Annotated in this window: 17 protein-coding genes, 1 other RNA gene and 1 riboswitch; of the genes, 8 read left to right on the top strand and 10 right to left on the bottom strand. The window is 68.0% G+C overall.

Features of this window, described 5'->3' with window-relative positions:
• Positions 1-3: 3 nt before the first annotated feature.
• The 5 genes from cobT to AB4Z27_RS24595 are packed head-to-tail and all read right to left on the bottom strand — an operon-like array spanning position 4 to position 5562.
• On the bottom strand, positions 4-1068 hold the full coding sequence (gene cobT / locus AB4Z27_RS24615; protein WP_092290728.1) for a nicotinate-nucleotide--dimethylbenzimidazole phosphoribosyltransferase: 1065 nt from the start codon (positions 1066-1068) through the stop codon (positions 4-6).
• Between the two features lie 19 nt (positions 1069-1087).
• Complete coding sequence (cobO, locus tag AB4Z27_RS24610; protein ID WP_092290730.1) at positions 1088-1747, bottom strand: cob(I)yrinic acid a,c-diamide adenosyltransferase; 660 nt, start codon at positions 1745-1747, stop codon at positions 1088-1090.
• Entirely contained in the window at positions 1748-2563 is an 816-nt protein-coding gene (locus AB4Z27_RS24605; RefSeq protein WP_441645480.1) for an ABC transporter ATP-binding protein, read from the bottom strand.
• Complete coding sequence (locus AB4Z27_RS24600) at positions 2560-3567, bottom strand: FecCD family ABC transporter permease (RefSeq protein WP_441645479.1); 1008 nt, start codon at positions 3565-3567, stop codon at positions 2560-2562. Before AB4Z27_RS24600 ends, AB4Z27_RS24605 begins: the two co-directional genes overlap by 4 nt.
• A gap of 36 nt (positions 3568-3603) precedes the next feature.
• Entirely contained in the window at positions 3604-5562 is a 1959-nt protein-coding gene (locus AB4Z27_RS24595) for a TonB-dependent receptor plug domain-containing protein (RefSeq protein WP_441590724.1), read from the bottom strand.
• A gap of 74 nt (positions 5563-5636) precedes the next feature.
• Positions 5637-5900: riboswitch (cobalamin riboswitch) on the bottom strand.
• A 201-nt stretch (positions 5901-6101) separates the two neighbouring features.
• Between AB4Z27_RS24595 and AB4Z27_RS24590 the strand changes: the two genes are divergently transcribed.
• The 6 genes from AB4Z27_RS24590 (at position 6102) to AB4Z27_RS24565 (ending at position 9501) form a co-directional block, all read left to right on the top strand.
• Complete coding sequence (locus AB4Z27_RS24590; protein WP_092290738.1) at positions 6102-6437, top strand: hypothetical protein; 336 nt, start codon at positions 6102-6104, stop codon at positions 6435-6437.
• Complete coding sequence (locus AB4Z27_RS24585) at positions 6434-6772, top strand: cell division protein ZapA (RefSeq protein WP_092290740.1); 339 nt, start codon at positions 6434-6436, stop codon at positions 6770-6772. The genes AB4Z27_RS24590 and AB4Z27_RS24585 overlap by 4 nt, the downstream gene beginning before the upstream one ends.
• A gap of 324 nt (positions 6773-7096) precedes the next feature.
• Positions 7097-7313, top strand: a non-coding RNA gene (ssrS, locus tag AB4Z27_RS24580) — 6S RNA.
• A gap of 112 nt (positions 7314-7425) precedes the next feature.
• Positions 7426-7866 (top strand): EVE domain-containing protein, encoded by a 441-nt coding sequence (locus AB4Z27_RS24575; RefSeq protein WP_441645501.1) that lies wholly within the window; start codon positions 7426-7428, stop codon positions 7864-7866.
• Positions 7867-7876: 10 nt separating this feature from the next.
• A complete protein-coding gene (locus AB4Z27_RS24570) occupies positions 7877-8689 on the top strand; it encodes a sulfite exporter TauE/SafE family protein (RefSeq protein WP_092290744.1) in 813 nt (270 codons plus the stop codon).
• 119 nt (positions 8690-8808) lie between these two features.
• Entirely contained in the window at positions 8809-9501 is a 693-nt protein-coding gene (locus AB4Z27_RS24565) for an SIMPL domain-containing protein (protein WP_441645478.1), read from the top strand.
• A 54-nt stretch (positions 9502-9555) separates the two neighbouring features.
• Here the strand turns inward: AB4Z27_RS24565 and AB4Z27_RS24560 are convergent, their stop codons facing one another.
• The 5 genes from AB4Z27_RS24560 to AB4Z27_RS24540 form a co-directional block, all read right to left on the bottom strand.
• On the bottom strand, positions 9556-11109 hold the full coding sequence (locus AB4Z27_RS24560; RefSeq protein ID WP_441645477.1) for a malonate--CoA ligase: 1554 nt from the start codon (positions 11107-11109) through the stop codon (positions 9556-9558).
• Between the two features lie 90 nt (positions 11110-11199).
• A complete protein-coding gene (locus tag AB4Z27_RS24555) occupies positions 11200-11982 on the bottom strand; it encodes an enoyl-CoA hydratase/isomerase family protein (protein ID WP_441645476.1) in 783 nt (260 codons plus the stop codon).
• Complete coding sequence (locus AB4Z27_RS24550; protein ID WP_092290752.1) at positions 11982-12992, bottom strand: Bug family tripartite tricarboxylate transporter substrate binding protein; 1011 nt, start codon at positions 12990-12992, stop codon at positions 11982-11984. Before AB4Z27_RS24550 ends, AB4Z27_RS24555 begins: the two co-directional genes overlap by 1 nt.
• Before the next feature lie 96 nt (positions 12993-13088).
• Positions 13089-14540, bottom strand: a complete 1452-nt coding sequence (locus AB4Z27_RS24545) for a malonyl-CoA decarboxylase domain-containing protein (protein ID WP_092290754.1) — start codon at positions 14538-14540, stop codon at positions 13089-13091.
• Positions 14537-15262 carry a GntR family transcriptional regulator gene (locus tag AB4Z27_RS24540; protein WP_255370682.1) on the bottom strand — a complete coding sequence of 242 codons (726 nt, stop codon included), beginning with the start codon at positions 15260-15262 and terminating at the stop codon, positions 14537-14539. Before AB4Z27_RS24540 ends, AB4Z27_RS24545 begins: the two co-directional genes overlap by 4 nt.
• Before the next feature lie 770 nt (positions 15263-16032).
• On the opposite strand from AB4Z27_RS24540, the gene AB4Z27_RS24535 reads away from it, so the two are divergent.
• Together AB4Z27_RS24535 and AB4Z27_RS24530 are read left to right on the top strand one after the other, a co-directional pair.
• Positions 16033-17121, top strand: coding sequence for a YjgN family protein (locus AB4Z27_RS24535; RefSeq protein WP_092290756.1), 1089 nt, complete (start codon positions 16033-16035; stop codon positions 17119-17121).
• Between the two features lie 20 nt (positions 17122-17141).
• The gene (locus AB4Z27_RS24530; RefSeq protein ID WP_441645475.1) at positions 17142-18161 is read left to right on the top strand and encodes a M48 family metallopeptidase; all 1020 of its coding nucleotides are present in this window, start codon (positions 17142-17144) and stop codon (positions 18159-18161) included.
• Positions 18162-18166: the final 5 nt, after the last annotated feature.

The following is an 18166-nucleotide window of genomic DNA, read 5'->3' as shown; positions in this document are numbered from 1 at the left end:
CGATCAGGCCGCGCCGGGGCTCACGCCGGCACCGCTGAACGTCGCCATTTCCTTAAGGAACGCCGCCGCCGACGCCACCAGCGGCCACGCCAGCGCCGCACCGGTGCCTTCGCCCAGGCGCAGGTTCAGGGCCAGCAGCGGTTCGGCGCCGAACTCGGCCAGCAGGGCCTTGTGGCCGCGCTCATCGGAACAATGCGAGAACACGCAGTACTGGAGCACGGTCGGGTCGATCCGTGCCGCCACCAGCAGCGCGGCGGAGGCGATGAAGCCATCGACCAGAATCACCATGCGGCAGGCGGCGGCGGCCAGGTAGGCGCCGGTCATCGCCGCGATCTCGAAGCCGCCGAAGGTSGCCAGCACGTCCAGCGGCGCGGTGACCTCGGCGTGGCGGGCCAGCGCGCGCTCGAGGATCTCGCGCTTGCGGGCCACGCCGGCGTCGTCCAGCCCGGTGCCGCGCCCGGCGCAGTCGGCCAGCGGCAGGCCGGTCAGCCGGCTCATCAGGCAGGCGGCGGCGGAGGTGTTGGCGATACCCATCTCGCCGAARCCGATCACRTTGGTGCCCTGCTCCGCATGGCGCAGCACGCGCGCCATGCCGGCCTGGATGGCCGCGCCAGCCTGCGCCGGCGTCATCGCGGCTTCCTCGACGAAATTGCGCGTGCCGTCCGCCACGCGGCAGTTGACCAGACCCGGCGCGGCCGGCAGCGGCGCGCGCACGCCGGCATCCACCACTTCCAGCACCATGCCGTGCTGGCGCGTGAAGACATTGATCGCCGCGCCGCCGCCGAGGAAGTTCAGCACCATCTGGGCCGTGACTTCGGGCGGGAAAGCGCTCACGCCGGCATCGGCCACGCCATGATCGCCGGCAAACACGATGATGGTCGGGCGGGTCAGCACCGGCTGGGTCTCGCCCCGGATCAGGCCGATCTGCATCGCCAGCGACTCCAGCCGGCCCAGCGAGCCGGGCGGCTTGGTCTTGTCGTCGATGGCGGCCTGGAGCGCGGCACGCAGCGAGTCATCGAGCGGGGCGATCGGGGGAAGTTGCAGGGGGGTGTCGGTGAAGGTGGACATCGTCATTTCCGCAGTGTCTTTACATTTCTACGCCGCGCTGGGCCTTGATGCCCTGCTGGAACGCGTGCTTGACCGGGGTCATCTCGGTCACGGTGTCGGCGGCCTCGACCAGCGCCGGCGGCGCGCCGCGGCCGGTAATGACCACGTGCTGCATCGGCGGACGGGCGCGCAGGTCGGCAATGACCTGCTCCACGTCGAGGTAGTGCAGCTTCAGCGCGATATTCAGTTCATCGAACAGGACCAGCCCGATGGCCGGATCCTGCAGCATGCGCCGGGCGATTTCCCAGGCGGCCTCGGCCTTGGCCACGTCGCGCGCGCGGTCCTGGGTCTCCCAGGTGTAGCCCTCGCCCATCACGTGGAACTCGCAGGCTTCCGGAAAACGCTGGAGGAACATCTCCTCGCCGCTCGGGATGGCGCCCTTGATGAACTGCACCACGCCCGTGCGCATGCCGTGGCCCATCGCGCGCACGACCATGCCGAAACCCGAGCTGGACTTGCCCTTGCCGTTGCCGGTGGTGATCACGATCACGCCGCGCTCGGTCTGCGCGGCGGAGATCTTGGCGTCCACCACTTCCTTCTTGCGCGCCATGCGGGCCTTGTGGCGGGCGTCGCGGCCGGCATCGTCTGGGGTGTCGGGCGTTTCCGGGGTGTCCGGCGGGTTGTTGTCGATATCGCTCATTTACGAATTTCCAGTCATCCCATCGGGAATCAGCGCCGTATGGAGGCCGTCGCTGACGCTGACGATGGGGGTGCGCAGCGCGCGGGAGCACTGCGCGGGGGTGAGGACWTCCGGCGCGGRGCCGTGCAGCGCCTGACCGTCTTCGGACATCAGCAGCGCATGCGTGGCGTAGCGGCGCGCCAGGTTGAGATCGTGCAGGATCACGACGGCCGCGTGGCGGCCTGCCGTGGTCAGGCGGCGCAGCAGTTCCAGCACGAGGATCTGGTGGCGCAGGTCGAGGTGGGCCACCGGCTCGTCCAGCAGCAGCAGCGGCGCCTGCTGGGCCATGGCGGCGGCCAGCGACACGCGCTGGCGCTCGCCGCCGGAGAGCGTGAGGACGTCGCGCGTGGTCAGGGCGTCGAGGTCGAGTTCGGTCATGACGTCGCGCACCACGCGGTCATCGTCGCCCTGGCCCCAGCCCCASCCGCTCATGTGCGGATGACGTCCCACGCGCACGGCGTCCTGCACGGCCATCGAGAAGGTGTCGTGCACGGCCTGCGGCAGGTAGGCGCGCTGGCGGGCGAGCGCGGCTGGCGCGGCGCGGGTGACCGGGATGTCGTCGATGCAGACCTCGCCGCCCTCGGGCGCGCGCAGGCCGGCCAGCACGCCCATCAGCGTGGACTTGCCCACGCCATTGGGGCCGACCACGCACCAGAACTCGCCCGGCSCGATGGCCATCGACAGATGCTCCACCAGCACGCGCGACCCGGTGCGCAGGGCGACRTCGCGCAGGTGCAGGCTGGGACAAGGCGCRAGCGGCGTAGACCAGTGGTTCATCGCGGCCTCCGCAGCAGCAGATAAAGGAAGGTCGGCACGCCGAGCAGCGCGGTAATCACGCCCACCGGCAGTTGGGTCGGGGCGATCACGGTGCGGGCGATCAGATCCGCCGCCATCAGCAGCGTGSCGCCCAGCAGCACCGACGCCGGCAGCAGCAGCCGCTGGTCGTTGCCCCAGGCCAGCCGCACCATATGCGGCACGACCAGGCCGACGAAGCCGATCGACCCCGCCGTGGTGATCGCCGCCGCGATGGCGAACGAGGCGATCAGGAAGGTGGCCAGCCGTACCCGGCCCACCTGCACGCCCAGCGATTGCGCCACGGTCTCGCCGAGCAGCATCACGTTGAGCGAGCGGGCCATCGGCATGGCCAGCGCCAGCGCCACGGCCAGCGTGGCCAGCGCGGCGCCGTAGCTGGCGGTGCCGCCGAGGTCGCCCGTCAGCCAGAACAGCATGCCGCGCAGCCGCGATTCCGGCGCGATGGCCAGGATCAGCGTGATCAGCGCGCCCCAGCCGGCGGCCAGGATCACGCCGGTCAGCAGCAGGCGGGCGCCCGCCTCGTGGTGGCCGCCCTGCACGCGCGGGTGCAGCAGGTCCCGGCGCGCCAGCGAAGCCACCAGCACCATCGACAGCARCGCCCCSCCGGCGGCGCCGGCCTGCACGGTCCACAGCGGCAGCATCAGCAGCATCGCCAGYARCGCSCCGGTGGCGGCGCCGCCCGAGACGCCTAATACATAGGGCTCGGCCAGCGGGTTGCGCAGCAGCACCTGCATCAGCGCGCCAGAGAGCGCCAGCAGGCCGCCGCACGCGAASGCGGCGACGGCRCGGGGGAGTCGCAATTCCCTGACAATCGCSCCGGCCATGCCGGCATCGGTGGCGGTCAGGGCCTGCCAGAGCTGCGAGGCATCGAGCGATACGCTGCCCAGCGCGAGCGACAGGCCGAACACGGCCAGCCCCGCCAGGGCGAGGACCAGCCAGACGGCYAGCGCGCGGCGCGCCTCAGCCATGGCGGACCCCGCCCGGGCGCGGCGCCTTGCCGGGCCTCATTTCTGGCGCCATCCCAGCGTGACGAACCCCGCCCGGCCCTGCGTGGCGTACGGATAGGCGAGCTGGTAGTTCTTGTCGAACAGGTTTTCCACGCGGGCGGCGACGTACCATTGCTTGTCGATGTTGTAGCGGGCGGTGAGGTTCAAGATACCGTATCCGCCCAGCCGGCGCGAGCCGTTGTCCATCCGCGACGACGACACCAGCCACTCGCCCCCGAATCGGAAATCGCCGAAATTCCGGCCCACATCGAACGACGCATGGCGGCGCGCGCGGCGCAGCAACTGGGTGCCGTTGGTCTCATCGACCGGATTCTGGAAGGTCACGCTGGCGCCGACATCGGTGCCGAGCAGGTTGGCGCGCCAGGACGCCTCCACCCCCTGCACCTTGGCCTTGTTGACGTTCTGCGCCAGGAACAGCCCGTTGGCCTGCTGCGTGGAGACGATCAGGTCGTTGTAGCGGGTCTCGAACGCGGTCACGCGCAGCAACCCGGTGGCGGCAGTCTCCACCTGCACGCCCAGCTCGGCCGACTTCGCACGCTCGGGCTGGAGGTTCGGCTGGCCGAAGTTCGGGTAATAGAGTTCGTTGAAGGTCGGCGCGCGGAAGGCGTTGCTGACGTTGGCGATCAGCTTGACCGCCTGGGTCAGGTGGAAGCCATAGCCGGCGAAGAAGCTGCCCTGGTTGCCGAAGTCCGAATAATGGTCGTTGCGCGCGTTCAGCTGCAGCTGGTGGCGGCCGATCTTGCCTTCGTAGCCGCCGTARACCGAGAACACATTGCGGATGGGCGCGTTGTAGGCGCTGGACGACAGTTCCTGCTGGAGGTAGTCGGTCCCGAACAGCAGCGTGTGGTCAGGCGTCAGCGCGTACTCGTTCTGCCAGTTGAACTGGCGCGAGCGCGTGCTGAACAGGCTGTCGAACAGGCCGTTCTTGGTGGTTTCGGCGCGGTCCTCGCTCTGGGCRACCTTGAAATGGGTGCGCCAGTCGGGCAGCARCTTGCCGTTGACGAASGCGGACAGCGTGTACAGCTCGCTATCCATACGCAGGTCGTCGGTCGGCTTGCCGCTGGTGCTGTCGTACGACAACTGGCTGTTGGAGTAGTACGCGGCCACGCCGGCGTCCCAGTCCTGGCTGAACTTGTGCTTCACCTGGCCGGAGACGCTCTTGTTCTCGTACGGGTTGTCGGCCGGGTTCGGGCCGATGCCCTGCCGGGCGCGCGTGGGGTTGTCGCGATTCCATTTCGCGGCGTCGATCGACGAATAGCCGTCGGTCTTGAACATCGAGCCGGTRACGTTGAACGAGGTATCGCCCACCTGCCCGCCATAGCCGACGGTGCCCTGGCGCGTATTGTTGCTGCCGTACTCCACCGAAGCGTTRGCCGCCGGGGCCTGGCCGGCGCCGCTCTTGGTGAAGATCTGCACCACGCCGCCGATGGCGTCGGAGCCGTACAGCGCCGAGACGTTGCCGCGCACCACCTCGATATGGTCGATCTGGTCCGGCAGGATATTGCTGAGCTGCGCGGTGCCGCCGCTGGCACCGGCGATGCGCACGCCATCCACCAGGATCAGCACCTGGTTGGAATTGGCGCCGCGCATGAACAGCGTGGTGTTGGCGCCCATGCCGCCCGTGGTGGCGAACTCCACGCCCGCCTGGCCGCGCAGCAGCGAGCGCAGGTCCGGCGCYTGGGTGTTGACGATGTCTTCCTGAGTGACCACCGTGGTGTGCGGCAGCGCCTCGGTCACGGCCTGCGCGGTGCGCGAGGCGGTGACGACCACCGGCGCGAGCGTCTGGCCGGGGGCGGCGCCGCTGGCATCCGGCGCGGCTTGCGCGTGGACCATGGCGGGGTAGAAAGCGGGTACAAGGGCGGGCACGAAGGCGGCGATGGCCGCCAGGATGGCGGGCACGCGCGGGCGGACCGGCGGCTGGGTCGCGGCGGTCTGCCTGTGGAGCGAGGAACGCATGTTGCTGGATGGATGGAAGTACGGCCGGGCCCGTCCCCGCGGGCCTTGTGGCGAAGTGGCGCGCCGCTGTGGAGCGGTGCGCCCGCGTTCAGGCCGGTATCCGGGCTGACGACATCAGGCCGGCCGCCTTCCCGATCGCTGGATCCCCGTCAAATGGCGGGGTGGATCAGTGGCATGCTGGCAGGCCCTTGCGCGGCGCATGGCGCGYGCGCGGTCGCTTACCGTTGCGGGGGCAGCACAGGTTGGCCCAGCGCGCGGCGCGCCCCGGACTCCCTGTTTCCCGTTGAACTGCGGCCCTGTGGGCAGGGTCGCGAGCACCTGGAACGTGCGCGAGTGTAGGCAGTTTCACCGGGGCCGTCAATCTGGCGGACGTGGTGCGGAACCGTCCACTCCGGGGCCGGTTACCCGCACGTTGCGTGACGATCGATGCAACTTCCTGGCGACGCTGCAGTCAGAAACGTCTCGTTGACGACGTGGCCGATCCGGCATCGGCTAGAATCCCGAAACCTGACCCACATTCCATCGGACAGACAGGCACTATGCTCAACGAACTCGAACAACTGGCCGCCAAGATCGGGCGCGTGCTGCATCACGCAGACACCCTGGCGGCGGAAAACCAGCGGCTGCGCGCGGAGATCGACCGCCTGCGGGCCGAGGCGAGCCAGTTGCGCACGGACCGCGAATCCATGGCGGCCGACCGCGAACTGCTCAATATCAAGATCGAGGAAGCCCAGCTGCGCATCCAGTCGATTCTGGACAAGCTGCCCACGGCCAGCGATGCGCGCCAGCTCGACCTGCTGGGCGAAGGCGCCCCGGCCACCGGCTCGGACCCCGATGCCAGCGGCGCGCACCCCGCCCCCGGAGAACACGCATGAGCAATAAGCAAGTCGAAGTGAACATCGCGGGGCAGCCCTACCGCTTCGCCATCGCGCCAGACAACGAAGCCGCGCTGCTGGAGGCGGTGGCGCTGGTGGACAACCAGATGAACAAGCTCAAGGGCAACGTCTCCGCCAAGGGCGTGGAGCGCGTGGCCGTGATGGCGGCCATCAGCATCGCCTCGGACCTGCTGGCCATGCGCCGCAAGCAGGAGGAGGACGGGCAGATTCCCGTGGACGCCGTGCGCGCCCGCATCCGCGAGCTGAACGAGCGCGCCGACGAGGCACTGCGGCAGTACGCGCACGTGGGCACCGACCCGCGCGCGCCGGGCTGACATCGACATCGGACGGATCTGGCCGGACTTGAAATCACACCGCATCGGCCGCACATGACAGGCATGTGAAGCCGATGGCGCAATGTCGGATTTGGCCGATGTCCGGTGTTGAAAATGTAACGRTGCRACATGCCGAACTTGGTATGCCTGACGACGCGGTGTATAGTGTAGCCAGACTGCACAAACGCCTTACCGGTGCAGCATACAGGTCAGGTTATCGCGCCCGACCGCCGTTTTCATCCCATCCTGTTTCGAAACGGCAAACGTCTGACATCACCCCAGCTGCTCGCAGCGTAAGGTGAATATAAAGTCAGACGTTTGACAGTTTCCCTGCCTGGTTCGTGAGGGTCATAACTCCTTGAACCGATATGCATTGCATGGTGCGGGATTATGTCGTGTGGGCGAGCGCGTCACCGCATTCATAGTCTTGGTTCTGCCTGGACTCCCTGAGTGGGTGATGTACCCAAAATGCGACTTCCGCAGCCACTCTGAACCTCACTTGGGTTCAGGATGCCGACCCAGCGGCCGAGGCGGGGACCCCTCAGAAGGCGGTGGTTTTCAGAACCACCGCCTTTTTTCTTTGATCGACGGATACTGGTATCGTGACGCCACCCGCCGCCAAATCGGGCCAACGCGCCCCCCAGTACTGGCTGATGAAGTCCGAGCCGGACGAAGCCAGCATCGACGATCTTGCCAAGCGCGGCACGCTGCCGTGGACGGGCGTGCGCAACTACCAGGCGCGCAACTTCATGCGCGACCAGATGCGCATCGGCGATGGCGTGCTGTTCTACCACTCCTCCTGCCCCGAGCCCGGCATCGCCGGACTGGCCGAGGTCTGCTCCCAGCCCTACCCCGATCCCACGCAGTTCGATCCCAAGAGCGATTACTACGACAAGGCCTCGAAGCCCGATGAGCCGCGCTGGTCGCTCGTGGACGTGCGTTTCGTGCGCAAGAGCGCGCTGGTCCCGCTGCCCGCGCTGCGCGAGCACGAGGCGCTGGCGGACATGGTCGTGCTCCGGCGCGGCAACCGCCTCTCCATCACGCCGGTCACGCCGGCCGAATGGCGCTATATCACCGAACGGCTGATGAAGTGACGGGGCGACCATGAGTCCTGTCCTGATTCCGGGGCTGCTGATCCTCGGCGCCTTCACCGGCTTCTGCGCCGGGCTGCTCGGCGTGGGCGGCGGCATGCTGATGGTGCCCTTCCTGACGCTGTTTTATACAGCCATGCAGGTCTCCGACAGCCACATCGTCCATATGGCCATCGCCACGTCGATGGCGACCATCCTGTTCACCTCGCTCTCCTCCGTGCGCGCCCACCACAAGCGCGGCGCGGTGCGCTGGGGCATTGTGCTGGCGCTGGCGCCGGGCATCCTGGTGGGTGGCCTGATCGGCGGCGGCAAGATCTTCAGCGTGCTCAAGACCGGCTGGCTGTCGCTGCTGTTCGCGGTCTTCGTCGGCTTCTCGGCGCTCCAGATGCTGCGCAGCCGCCGGCCACCGGCCGCGCGCCGGCTACCGGGCACACCGGGCATGGTCGGCGTGGGGTCGGTCATCGGCCTGATCTCGAGCCTGGTGGGCGCCGGCGGCGGCTTCATCTCCGTGCCGTTCATGACCTGGTGCAACGTGCCGATCCACAACGCCGTGGCCACGTCGGCCGCGCTCGGCTTCCCGATTGCGCTCGCCAGCGTGGTCGGCTACGTCTGGGGCGGCTGGGACGTGGGCGGCCTGCCGGCCGGCTCGCTCGGCTATGTGTACCTGCCCGCGCTGGGCATCATCGCCATCGCCAGCGTGCTCACCGCGCCGCTGGGCGCGCGGGCGGCGCACAACATGGACGTCAACGCGCTGCGGCGCGTGTTCGCCGTGCTGTTGGCCTGCCTCGCCTCGTACATGCTCTGGAAGGCGTGGCGGACGTTCTGAGCGCGCCGCTCCCTCCGTATTACACGGCGAAACACCCGGATACAGTCATTGCAGCCGCGCACGGAACGAAGTGCGCGGAAAGGCGTCTGAAAGCCACCACTTTGATCGGGAGAACAACAATGAAACAACTGCTTGCGGCCACTTTGCTGAGTACCACCGCTGCCGTGGCATCGGCCCAGACCCTGCCGCCGCCCGCCGGCGTACTGTCGCTGTCCGCCGAGGCGGTCACCGAGGTACCCACGGACGTGGTGCAACTGACGCTGGCCGCGGAACAGGAAGGCGCCGAGCCGTCGGCGATCTCGTCCGCGCTGTCGGCCCGCACGCAGGCCGTGCTGGCGCAGGCCAAGCGCACCTCGGGCGTGGAAGCGCAGTCGGGCGGCTTCACCATCCATCCGAGCACGGACCGCAACGGCCGCATCAGCACGTGGCGCGGGCGCTCGGAAGTGATCCTGAAGTCGAAGGATTTCGCGGCGGTGTCGAAGCTGGCCGGCGAACTGGCCAACCAGATGCAGGTGCAGAACGTCGCCTTCTCGCTCTCGCGCGAGGCACGCCAGGCCACCGAGGCGAAGCTGGCCGAGCAGGCCGTGTCRGCGTTCCGCGACAAGGCCCAGACCAGCACCAAGCTGTTCGGCTATAGCAGTTATACGATTCGTGAAGTGTCGATGAACGACAGCGGCGGCGTGGTGCCGCCGACGCCGCGCATGTATGCCGCCAAGGCGATGTCCGCAGACGCCGGCGCGCCGATCCCCATGGAAGGCGGCAAAGCCCATGTGACCGTGTCGGTCAATGGGTCGGTCCAGATGGTGAAGTAAACAGGTAGTTCGGCTTCCCCCTCYCCCAGTTCTACAGGGCGAGGGGGAAATCCATCACAGCGCGGCGAACTGCTCCCGCAGCACGTTCTTCTGCACCTTGCCCATCGTGTTACGCGGCAGCTCGTCCACCACGTGCACGCGCTTGGGCACCTTGAAGTTGGCGATACGGCCACGCAGCGTGCCGATCATCCCCGCCTCGTCGATCTCCGCCCCCGGCTTGCGCACCACCACGGCCACCACGGCCTCGCCGAAATCGGCATGCGGCACGCCGATCACGGCCGATTCCACCACGCCCGGCAGTTCGTCGATAAAGCTCTCGATTTCCTTCGGATAGACGTTGTAGCCGCCCGAGATAATCAGGTCCTTGCTGCGGCCCACGATCGTCAGGTAGTCGTCCGGCACCTTGCGCTCGCCGGCCTGGCTGACGATGGCTCCGCCGAAGCGGCCCACGTCACCGGTCTTGAACCAGCCGTCGGCGGTGAATTCCTCGGCGGTCTTCTCCGGCATGCGCCAGTAGCCCTTGAACACGTTCGGCCCCTTGACCTCCACATTGCCGATCGCGGCCGGCGCGCAGGGGTTGCCCTCGCCATCCATCACGCGCACCGACACGCCCGGCAGCGGCATGCCCACCGTGCCGCCGATGCGCTCGCCGAGCTTGGGATCGTACGGGTTCGAGACCAGCATCACGGTCTCGCTCATGCCGTAGCGCTCCAGGATGGTGTGGCCGGTGCGCTCGCGGAAACCGTCGAACGTCTCCAGCAGCAGTGGCGCCGAGCCAGACACGAACAGCCGCATGTTGYCGCACACCTCGCGGTTGAAGCGCGGCTCCTGCAGCATGCGCACGTAGTAGGTCGGCACGCCCATCATCACCGTCGCGCGCGGCAGGAAGGCAAGGATCTGCGCCAKGTCGAGCTTGGGCGCCCAGATCATCTTGGCGCCGGCCAGCAGCGCGCCGTGGGAAGCTACGAACAGCCCGTGCACGTGGAAAATCGGCAGCATGTGCAGCAGCACGTCGTCGCTGCGCCAGCCCCAGTATTCGTGCAGCGTCTGGGCGTTGGAAGCCAGGTTGCGGTGCGTCAGCATCGCGCCCTTGCTGCGGCCCGTGGTGCCGGAGGTATAGAGGATGGCCGCGAGGTCATCGTCGCCCTTCGTCACGGTCTGGAAGGTGTCCGGCTGGGCGGCCGCGCGGGCCAGCAGCGAGCCGCTGCGGTCGTCGTCCAGCGTGAACACGTGCGCGGTGTTGTGGCGGAACGCCACCTTCGACACCCAACCGAAGTTCTTGCTGCCGCAGACCACCACGGCGGGCTCGGCGTTGCCCACGAAATAGTCGATTTCCGATTCCTGGTACGCGGTGTTCAGCGGCAGGTACACATAGCCCGCGCGCAGCGTGGCCAGGTACAGGAACAGCGCCTCGGGCGATTTCTCCACCTGCACCGCCACGCGCGCGCCGGCCGGCAGCTTCAGCGCGGCGAGCAGGTTGGCGATCTTGGCGGTGGCACGGTCCAGGTCATCCCAGCTGTAGTACAGCCCGTCATGGGTCTCGATGCAGCACGCGCTGCGGTCGACGGGAAAGCGGGATTCGAACAGGGCGAACAGATTGGCGTTCATGGTACGGAATCGAAGGAAATAGGATGCCGGCGAATAAGACGGGATTGCGGTGGCGAAACCGGCACGCGGACGTGCCGGCCGGCCGCCATCTTACTCCCCGGTGAACTCGGGCCGCCGGTGCGCCAGGAAGGCGGCCACGCCCTCGGCGTGATCGCGGCTGCCGGCGTAGGCGAAATGCGCGTCGATCTCGGCCGCCGTGAGCGGCGCGGGATCGGGCGACAGGCGACGGATCGTCGCCTTGTTGATCCGGGCGGCCAGCGGCGCGCCGGCGCAGAGGCGCTGCACGGTGGCGGCTACCTCGTCGTGGAGCGCGGACTCGGCCACCACGCGTGTGAGCAAGCCCTTACGCTCCGCCTCGGCCGCATCGAACACACGGCCTTCCAGCAGGATTTCCAGCGTGACGGCGCGCCCGGCCAGCGCCAGGAGCCCGCCCAACTCGCCGGGCGCCATCGGGAAACCCAGCCGGTTGATTGGCACGCCGAAGCGGCTGCCCGCCGCGGCGATGCGCAGATCGCAGTGGCAGGCAATTTCCAGCCCGCCGCCCACGCAGACACCCTCGATCATCGCCAGCGTCGGATGCGGGCACGTGGCGATGGCCGCCAGCGCCGGGGCGAGGATCTCCGTGTGGTAGCGGCGCACCGACGCCTCGTCGCSCCGCACGACCGGAAACTCGGCGATGTCGGCGCCGGCGGCAAAATTGCCTTCGGCGCCCCGCACCACCACGCAGCGCAGCGACGTATCCGCCGCCAGCTCCGCGAAGCCCGTGGTCAGCGCCTGCCACATGCTGGTCGAGATCGCGTTGAGCTTGCCCGGATGCGACAGCGTGACCGTGGCCACGGCGCCGTCCCGCGCGAACGTGACGGTGCCGCCCATCAGTCGATCTTGGCGCCGGAGCGCTGCACCACCTCGGCCCAGCGCTTGATTTCGGCATGCTGGAACGTGGCGAACTGGTCAGGCGTGAACGCCGGCGTTTCCGAGCCGTTCTGGAGCCAGATCTGCTTCATTTCCGGCGAGTTCAGCGCCTTGGTGGTCTCGGTGTAGAGCCGGTCGATCACTTCCTTCGGCGTGCCCTTCGGCGCCCAGAGCGCGTACCACGTCGACACCTCGTAGTTYGGCACGCCCGCCTCGGCCGCCGTCGGCACGTTCGGGAAGGCCGGCGAGCGCTTGTTCGCCGCCACCGCCAGCGCCTTGATACGGCCCGCGCGGATGTGTTGCGCCGACGAGCCCAGGCCGTCGAACAGCATGTCCACCTGGCCGGCGATCAAATCCGACAGCGCCGGGCCGGCGCCCTTGTAGGGGATGTGCGTGATGAAGGTCTGCGTCTGCAGCTTGAACAGCTCGCCCGCCAGATGGTGCGACGAGCCATTGCCGGCCGAACCATAGTTCAGCTTGCCCGGATTGGCCTTGGCGTAGGCAATCAGCTCCTTGAGCGTGTTGGCCTGCACCTTGGTCGGATTCACCACCACCACCTGCGGCGGCTGGGCAATCACGGTGACGGGGATGAAGTCCTTCTCGATGTCGTAATCGAGCTTCTTGTAGAACGACGGGGCGATGGCGTGGTGCGCCCCGCCGATGAAGATGGTGTAGCCGTCCGGCGCGGCCTTGGCGGCGATGCTGGCGCCCACGGTGCCGCCCGCGCCACCGCGGTTGTCGATCACGAACTGCTTGCCGAGCTGCTTGGACAACTGGGCGGTCAGCGGACGCGCGAAGGCGTCGGTGCCGCCGCCGGCGGGGAACGGCACGATCACGGTGACCGGCTTGCTCGGCCACGTATCGGCCAGCGCGGCCGGCGCATACATCGACCCTGCCGACGCGGCGGCTACACCCGCCACGACCGCGAACGCACGCGCGCACGCGGTCAGATGGAACTGACGACGTTTCATGTACTGTCTCCTCTCTCTACTTGCTGCGGAAAGTCAATCGAAGTACTACATTCACCCGACAAAAATGCCTGGCGYCATCCGTGCCCGACCCAGGGGTCACAGCAGCTTGCCCACCGCACGGCTCATGCGGGGATTGCCATCGCCAAGGCGTGCCAGATTGTCATCCAGCGCCTCCGGCACGTAAAGATAATTCACCATCATGCCGCACGACTGGGCGCGGCCTTTTCGCGACAGGTCGGCAGCCCAGTTCAGCCGCTCCACGCAGGCGCCATTGCCCAGGTGGAAGCGCGCCACGGGGTCCGCCGGCTGCCCCGGCGCGCCCTCGCGCACGAGGTAGTGGGCGGCCAGCGTCAGCGCGGTATCGCGCACCACGGGGTCCGGCGCGTCGGCGGGCAGCGCGGCCAGCCAGCCGGCGCCATCCGTGGGCGGCGTGCCCTGGCGCTCGGTCCAGCGCGCCAGGCGCTTCTCGCCCAGGATCGTCACGATGGCGTCGCCGTGCTGCTTGCGCAGCCAGTCGGCAAACCCGGGCAGCGGAGACAGCGTGGCGAACTGTTTCAGCTTGGGGAACTCGCGCTGCAATTCCTCGATGACACGCTTCAAGAGGAAATTGCCGAAGCTCACGCCGCGCAGCCCGGCCTGCGTGTTGGAGATCGAATAGAAGATRGCCCACTTGACCCGGCGCAGGTCTTCCAGCGGCGCGGCCTCGTCAAGCAGCGCCTGCACGTTGGCCGCCATCTCGGGCACGAAGGCCACCTCGACGAAGATCAGCGGCTCGCGCGGCATGCGCGGATGGAAGAACGCGTAGCAGCGGCGGTCCGAATCGAGCCGGTTGCGCAGGTCGGTCCAGGAGGCGATTTCGTGCACGGCCTCGTAGCGGATCAGCTTTTCCAGCAGCGAGGCGGGCGAGTCCCAGGTGATGGGCTGCAACTCGAGCAGGCCGACATCGAACCAGTTCGAGAACAGCGCTTCCAGGTCTTCGTCGAGCACGCGCAGGCCCGGCACGCGCTTGTGCCAGCGGAGCATGTCCGCGCGCAGTTGGATCAGGAAGTGCAGGCCGCACGCGCTGTTGTCGCTCTTGCCATGGTGCGCGGCCAGCCGCTTGAAGAAGCGGATGCGTGCGTTGGACAGCGCCTGCGACAGGCCGGACGCCGCGCCAGATTGGGAGGCCGATTGCGCGCTGCCCGACTTCGCGCCAGCACCATCGGCACCCGCCGCCACTTCGGCCAGCACCGTCAGCATCGCCTGGCGCACCGGCTCMGGCGCGGCCTCGTACTCGGCCTGCCASGCCTGTGCSGCGGCGTTGGCGGCGCCATCGGTCAGCCGGGCATCGAAACAGGGGCGAAGCTGCTCGCGCTGGCGCTTCATCGCGCGCGTGGAGAGCGCCGGGGCGTCAGCCTCCTCCGCCTTGGCACGCTTGGCCGGGGCGGTTTCCCCTTCGCCCTTGCGGCTCCACCAGCGGCCGAAGCGCGACAACAAGGTATCGCCGACCGGTTCCGTGGCTTCCAGCGGGGCGCTGACTTTCTGTTCGGCGGGATCGAGGGCGCTCATGAGACTCCTGCGGCGAGAACGTTGCGGAGAACGGGTGAGGCGGCGGCTGCGGACTCGGCAGGCTCCGGGGCCGGATCGGCACGATCCAGCGCCCGCAGCGCGCCGCGCTGGCGCAGCACGTGGGTCTTCATCAGCGCCTCGGCCCCTTCCGGGTCGTGCGCCTTGAGCGCGGAAAACACCGACATGTGCTCGGCGCACGATTCGTGAATCCGGCCCGGCAGCTTCAGGCTCTTGTGGCGCGACAGGCGCAGCACCTTGCGCAGGTCGCTGACCACGCCGGACAGCCAGCGGTTGCCGGCCAGGCGCTGGAGCGCCTCGTGGATCTGATAGTTGGTTTCGTAATAGGCGTCGATGTCGCCAGCCTGGGCGTAGCGCGCGAGGTCGGCGTGCAGGCCCTCCAGCGCGTCGAGATCGGCCTGCGTGACGTTGCGCGCGGCCTCGTAGGCGCAGCGGCCTTCGAGCAGCGCCATCAGCGGGAAGATCTCATCGAGATCCTGCTCGGTCAGCGCGTTGACGAAGCAGCCGCGCCGGGGCTCCAGCCGCACCAGYCCTTCGGCCGCGAGCACCTTGAGCGCCTCACGCAACGGCGTGCGCGAGGTGCCGAGCGAGGCGGCCAGCGCCACTTCGTCGATCCATGCGCCGGGCATCAGCGTGTGATCGTCGATCATCGCCCGCAAACGGTCTGCCACTTCGAGGTACAGCGCCTGCCGGATGATTCGCACGATGCCTCCGGTCCCGGGATGCCGGGGAAGACTGCCCACGCGGCGTATGCGCCGCAATAATTCATAATTATGGGGAGCGCCGGCAGCGTGGCAAGCGGTTTCGATGCTGCAATGCGGAAAGCGACAAAAGGCGTGGCGCGCAAACCTCGCCAGCCGTTTCGGAGACATTCGGGGAGTACAAATAGGTGCAGCGGACGACTTCCCCAGGCCTCCCTGCCGGGGAAATCGTCCGCGCCTGAAAGAACCGCCGTCGGACATCTCATCGCTTGCCGGCGYTCGTTGCCGACGTGCGTGGACCAGAGTGATTACCTGGCGCTGGCCCGCGCCTGCCCCCGCTGAAGCGTCCCGTTGGGACGCGGACTTTCCCGTTGCTTTTCTGCTGCGTGGCGTCATCCCGGTCGATGTCCTCCCTCGGTCCATCGCCGCGGGCAGCTTCGCCATGCCACCCGTCTTTTTGTAACAAGTCATAAAGCGAATACCGTGCCATCCGAGTTAAGTCATTGATTTTATTGAGGTGGACGATTGACGACTTGTTACATTTCATGGAGCATGTAACAGGATGTTTCTCCGTCGTTACGACTGACCTCGACGCGCCAACACTCTCTGACACGTCTATTCCGGCGTTTTGTGATGGACAGCCGTCAGCGCAGTGCCACAATGTGTCGCCCGGCGCACGAAAGGCCCGGGCAAATCGGTTGCAAATATGAAACGAGGGCGGTTGGCGCCAGAATGCCGACCCACGACGCCCCGACGACCAGGGAGGTCAAAACATGGCATGGGATCACAAGGGCGAGCACTTCATCGGTGCGGGATCATCGGATTTTGGGCATACGCCCCCGCCGCCGGCACCGCTTCAGCTCTCGTTTACCGGATCGGGCTCGGAATACTTCCGTATCTGGATCGTCAACGCGCTGCTCACGGTGGTCACGCTCGGCATCTACTCCGCGTGGGCCAAGGTCCGCACGCTCCAGTATTTCTATCGCAACACACGGCTCGATGACGCCGCGTTCGACTATCACGGCAAACCGGGCGCCATCCTCAAGGGCCGCGCCATCGTGCTGGTGCTGGCCATGGTGGTCCAGTTCAGCGGCGTGGTGAGCCCGGTGCTGCCGCTGGTGTTCGCGGTGGTCTTTGCCGCCGTGTGGCCGTACCTGCTGGTGCGCTCGCTGCGCTTCCGCATGGCCAATTCGAGCTATCGCGGACTGCGCTTTGCCTTCACCGGCGGCGACAAGGAAGCCTACAAGGTGTTCCTGCTGTGGCCGATCCTGTCGACGCTGACGCTCGGCCTGCTGGCGCCGCTGGCGCACCAGCGCTTCAAGCAGTACCAGCACAACCACACGCGCTTTGGCACGGCACCGTTCGCGTTCGATGCCACGTCTGGTGACTTCTATGGCGTGTACCTGCGTACCGGCATGGTGACGGCGCTGTTCATGATCGTCGGCGCCGTGCTCAGCGCCATCGCCATCCCGGCCGGGGCCGATACCAAGGGCGGCGTGGCCATCGTGCTCGGTGGGACGGTCGCGTTCACCTACTTCGGCATCATGCTGACCGGCCCCTACTTCACGGCCAAGCTCCAGAACCTGGTCTGGAGCCACACCACGCTGGCCCCGCACCGCTTCGAGAGCCGCGTGGGCGCGGGCCGCATGATCTTCATCACGATTACCAACTGGATCGCCATCGCCCTCACCTGCGGCCTGTTCCTGCCGTTCGCGAAAGTCCGCTCCACCCGCTACCGCGTGGAATCGGTGACGATGTTCGCCGCCGGTCCGCTGGACGCCTTCGTGGCCGGCGAAGCCGAGCAGGTCAGCGCGCTGGGCGACGCCACCGTGGACTGGTACGACATCGACATCGCGCTCTGAGCGCGGCGCGGAGCATCGCCATGGTAGCGGCCCGGTATTTCGACACGCGCTCGTCGCGCGCCCATCCCGTCGTGCTGATCGTGCAGGGCGGGCAGGCCATCCTGCACGATGCCGAGGGCGCGGAGGTGCGCCGTGCGCCGCTGGCCTCGCTGCGGGTGTCCGAGCGCAACAAGCGGGCGCCGCGCCTGGTGACCTTCGATGACGGCGCGTACTGCGAGGTGGCTGACCACGCCACGTTCGAGGCCATGCTGGCCAGCACCGGCCACCGCGAGGGCTGGGTGTCGCGCGCGCAGAACAGCTGGCGGCTTACGGGCCTCGCCCTGCTGGGGATGCTGGCCGTCGTGCTGGGCGCCTATTTCTACCTGCTGCCGTGGAGCGCCGGGGTGCTGGCGTCGACCGTGCCGGCATCCATCGAGGCGCAACTGGGCCAGGCCACGCTCGACAGCCTCGACCACGGCCTCGTGACGCCAAGCAAGCTGCCCGCCGCCGACCAGCAGCGGATTCGCGAMAACTTTGCCGCGCTACGTCGCCCCGACGATCCCGACCACGCCTACCAACTGCTGTTCCGCCACGGCGACCGGCTCGGCGCGAACGCGCTGGCGCTGCCGGGCGGCACCATCGTGGTCACGGACGAACTGGTGGCCCTGATCGGCACCGGTGCCGGCATGATGGGCGTGCTGGCGCACGAGGCCGGCCACGTGGCGCAGCGCCACGGGCTGCAGCAGGTGATCCAGGCATCGGCCGTCGGCGCGCTGGCGGCGTACTTCTTCGGGGATTTTTCGACGGTGCTCGCCACGGTGCCGGCCGCGATGCTGACCATGCGCTATTCGCGGGACCATGAGCGCGAGGCGGACGCCTACGCGGTAGAGGTGATGCGGCGGAACCGCTTGCCGGTCTCCGCCCTTGCCGATGTGCTGGGGAAGCTGGAAGACGCCCATGGCGGCAAGTCGTCGGACAAGTCCGAGGACGATGCCAGCTTCTTCTCGACCCACCCGCTCACGCGCGAGCGGATCGAGGCCATCCGGGCCGCCGGGAACTGACGGCG

It is taken from the genome of Cupriavidus sp. KB_39 (assembly GCF_052114485.1).
Classification (GTDB): domain Bacteria; phylum Pseudomonadota; class Gammaproteobacteria; order Burkholderiales; family Burkholderiaceae; genus Cupriavidus.
This window is presented reverse-complemented; position numbering and strand designations above follow the sequence as displayed.

Bases quoted from the DNA above. Each gene is read 5' to 3' on its own strand.
- AB4Z27_RS24535 (WP_092290756.1), top strand. From the start codon at position 16,033: ATGGCATGGGATCACAAGGGCGAGCACTTCATCGGTGCGGGATCATCG.
- cobO (WP_092290730.1), bottom strand. From the start codon at position 1,747: ATGAGCGATATCGACAACAACCCGCCGGACACCCCGGAAACGCCCGAC.
- AB4Z27_RS24590 (WP_092290738.1), top strand. From the start codon at position 6,102: ATGCTCAACGAACTCGAACAACTGGCCGCCAAGATCGGGCGCGTGCTG.
- AB4Z27_RS24575 (WP_441645501.1), top strand. From the start codon at position 7,426: ATGAAGTCCGAGCCGGACGAAGCCAGCATCGACGATCTTGCCAAGCGC.
- AB4Z27_RS24585 (WP_092290740.1), top strand. From the start codon at position 6,434: ATGAGCAATAAGCAAGTCGAAGTGAACATCGCGGGGCAGCCCTACCGC.
- AB4Z27_RS24570 (WP_092290744.1), top strand. From the start codon at position 7,877: ATGAGTCCTGTCCTGATTCCGGGGCTGCTGATCCTCGGCGCCTTCACC.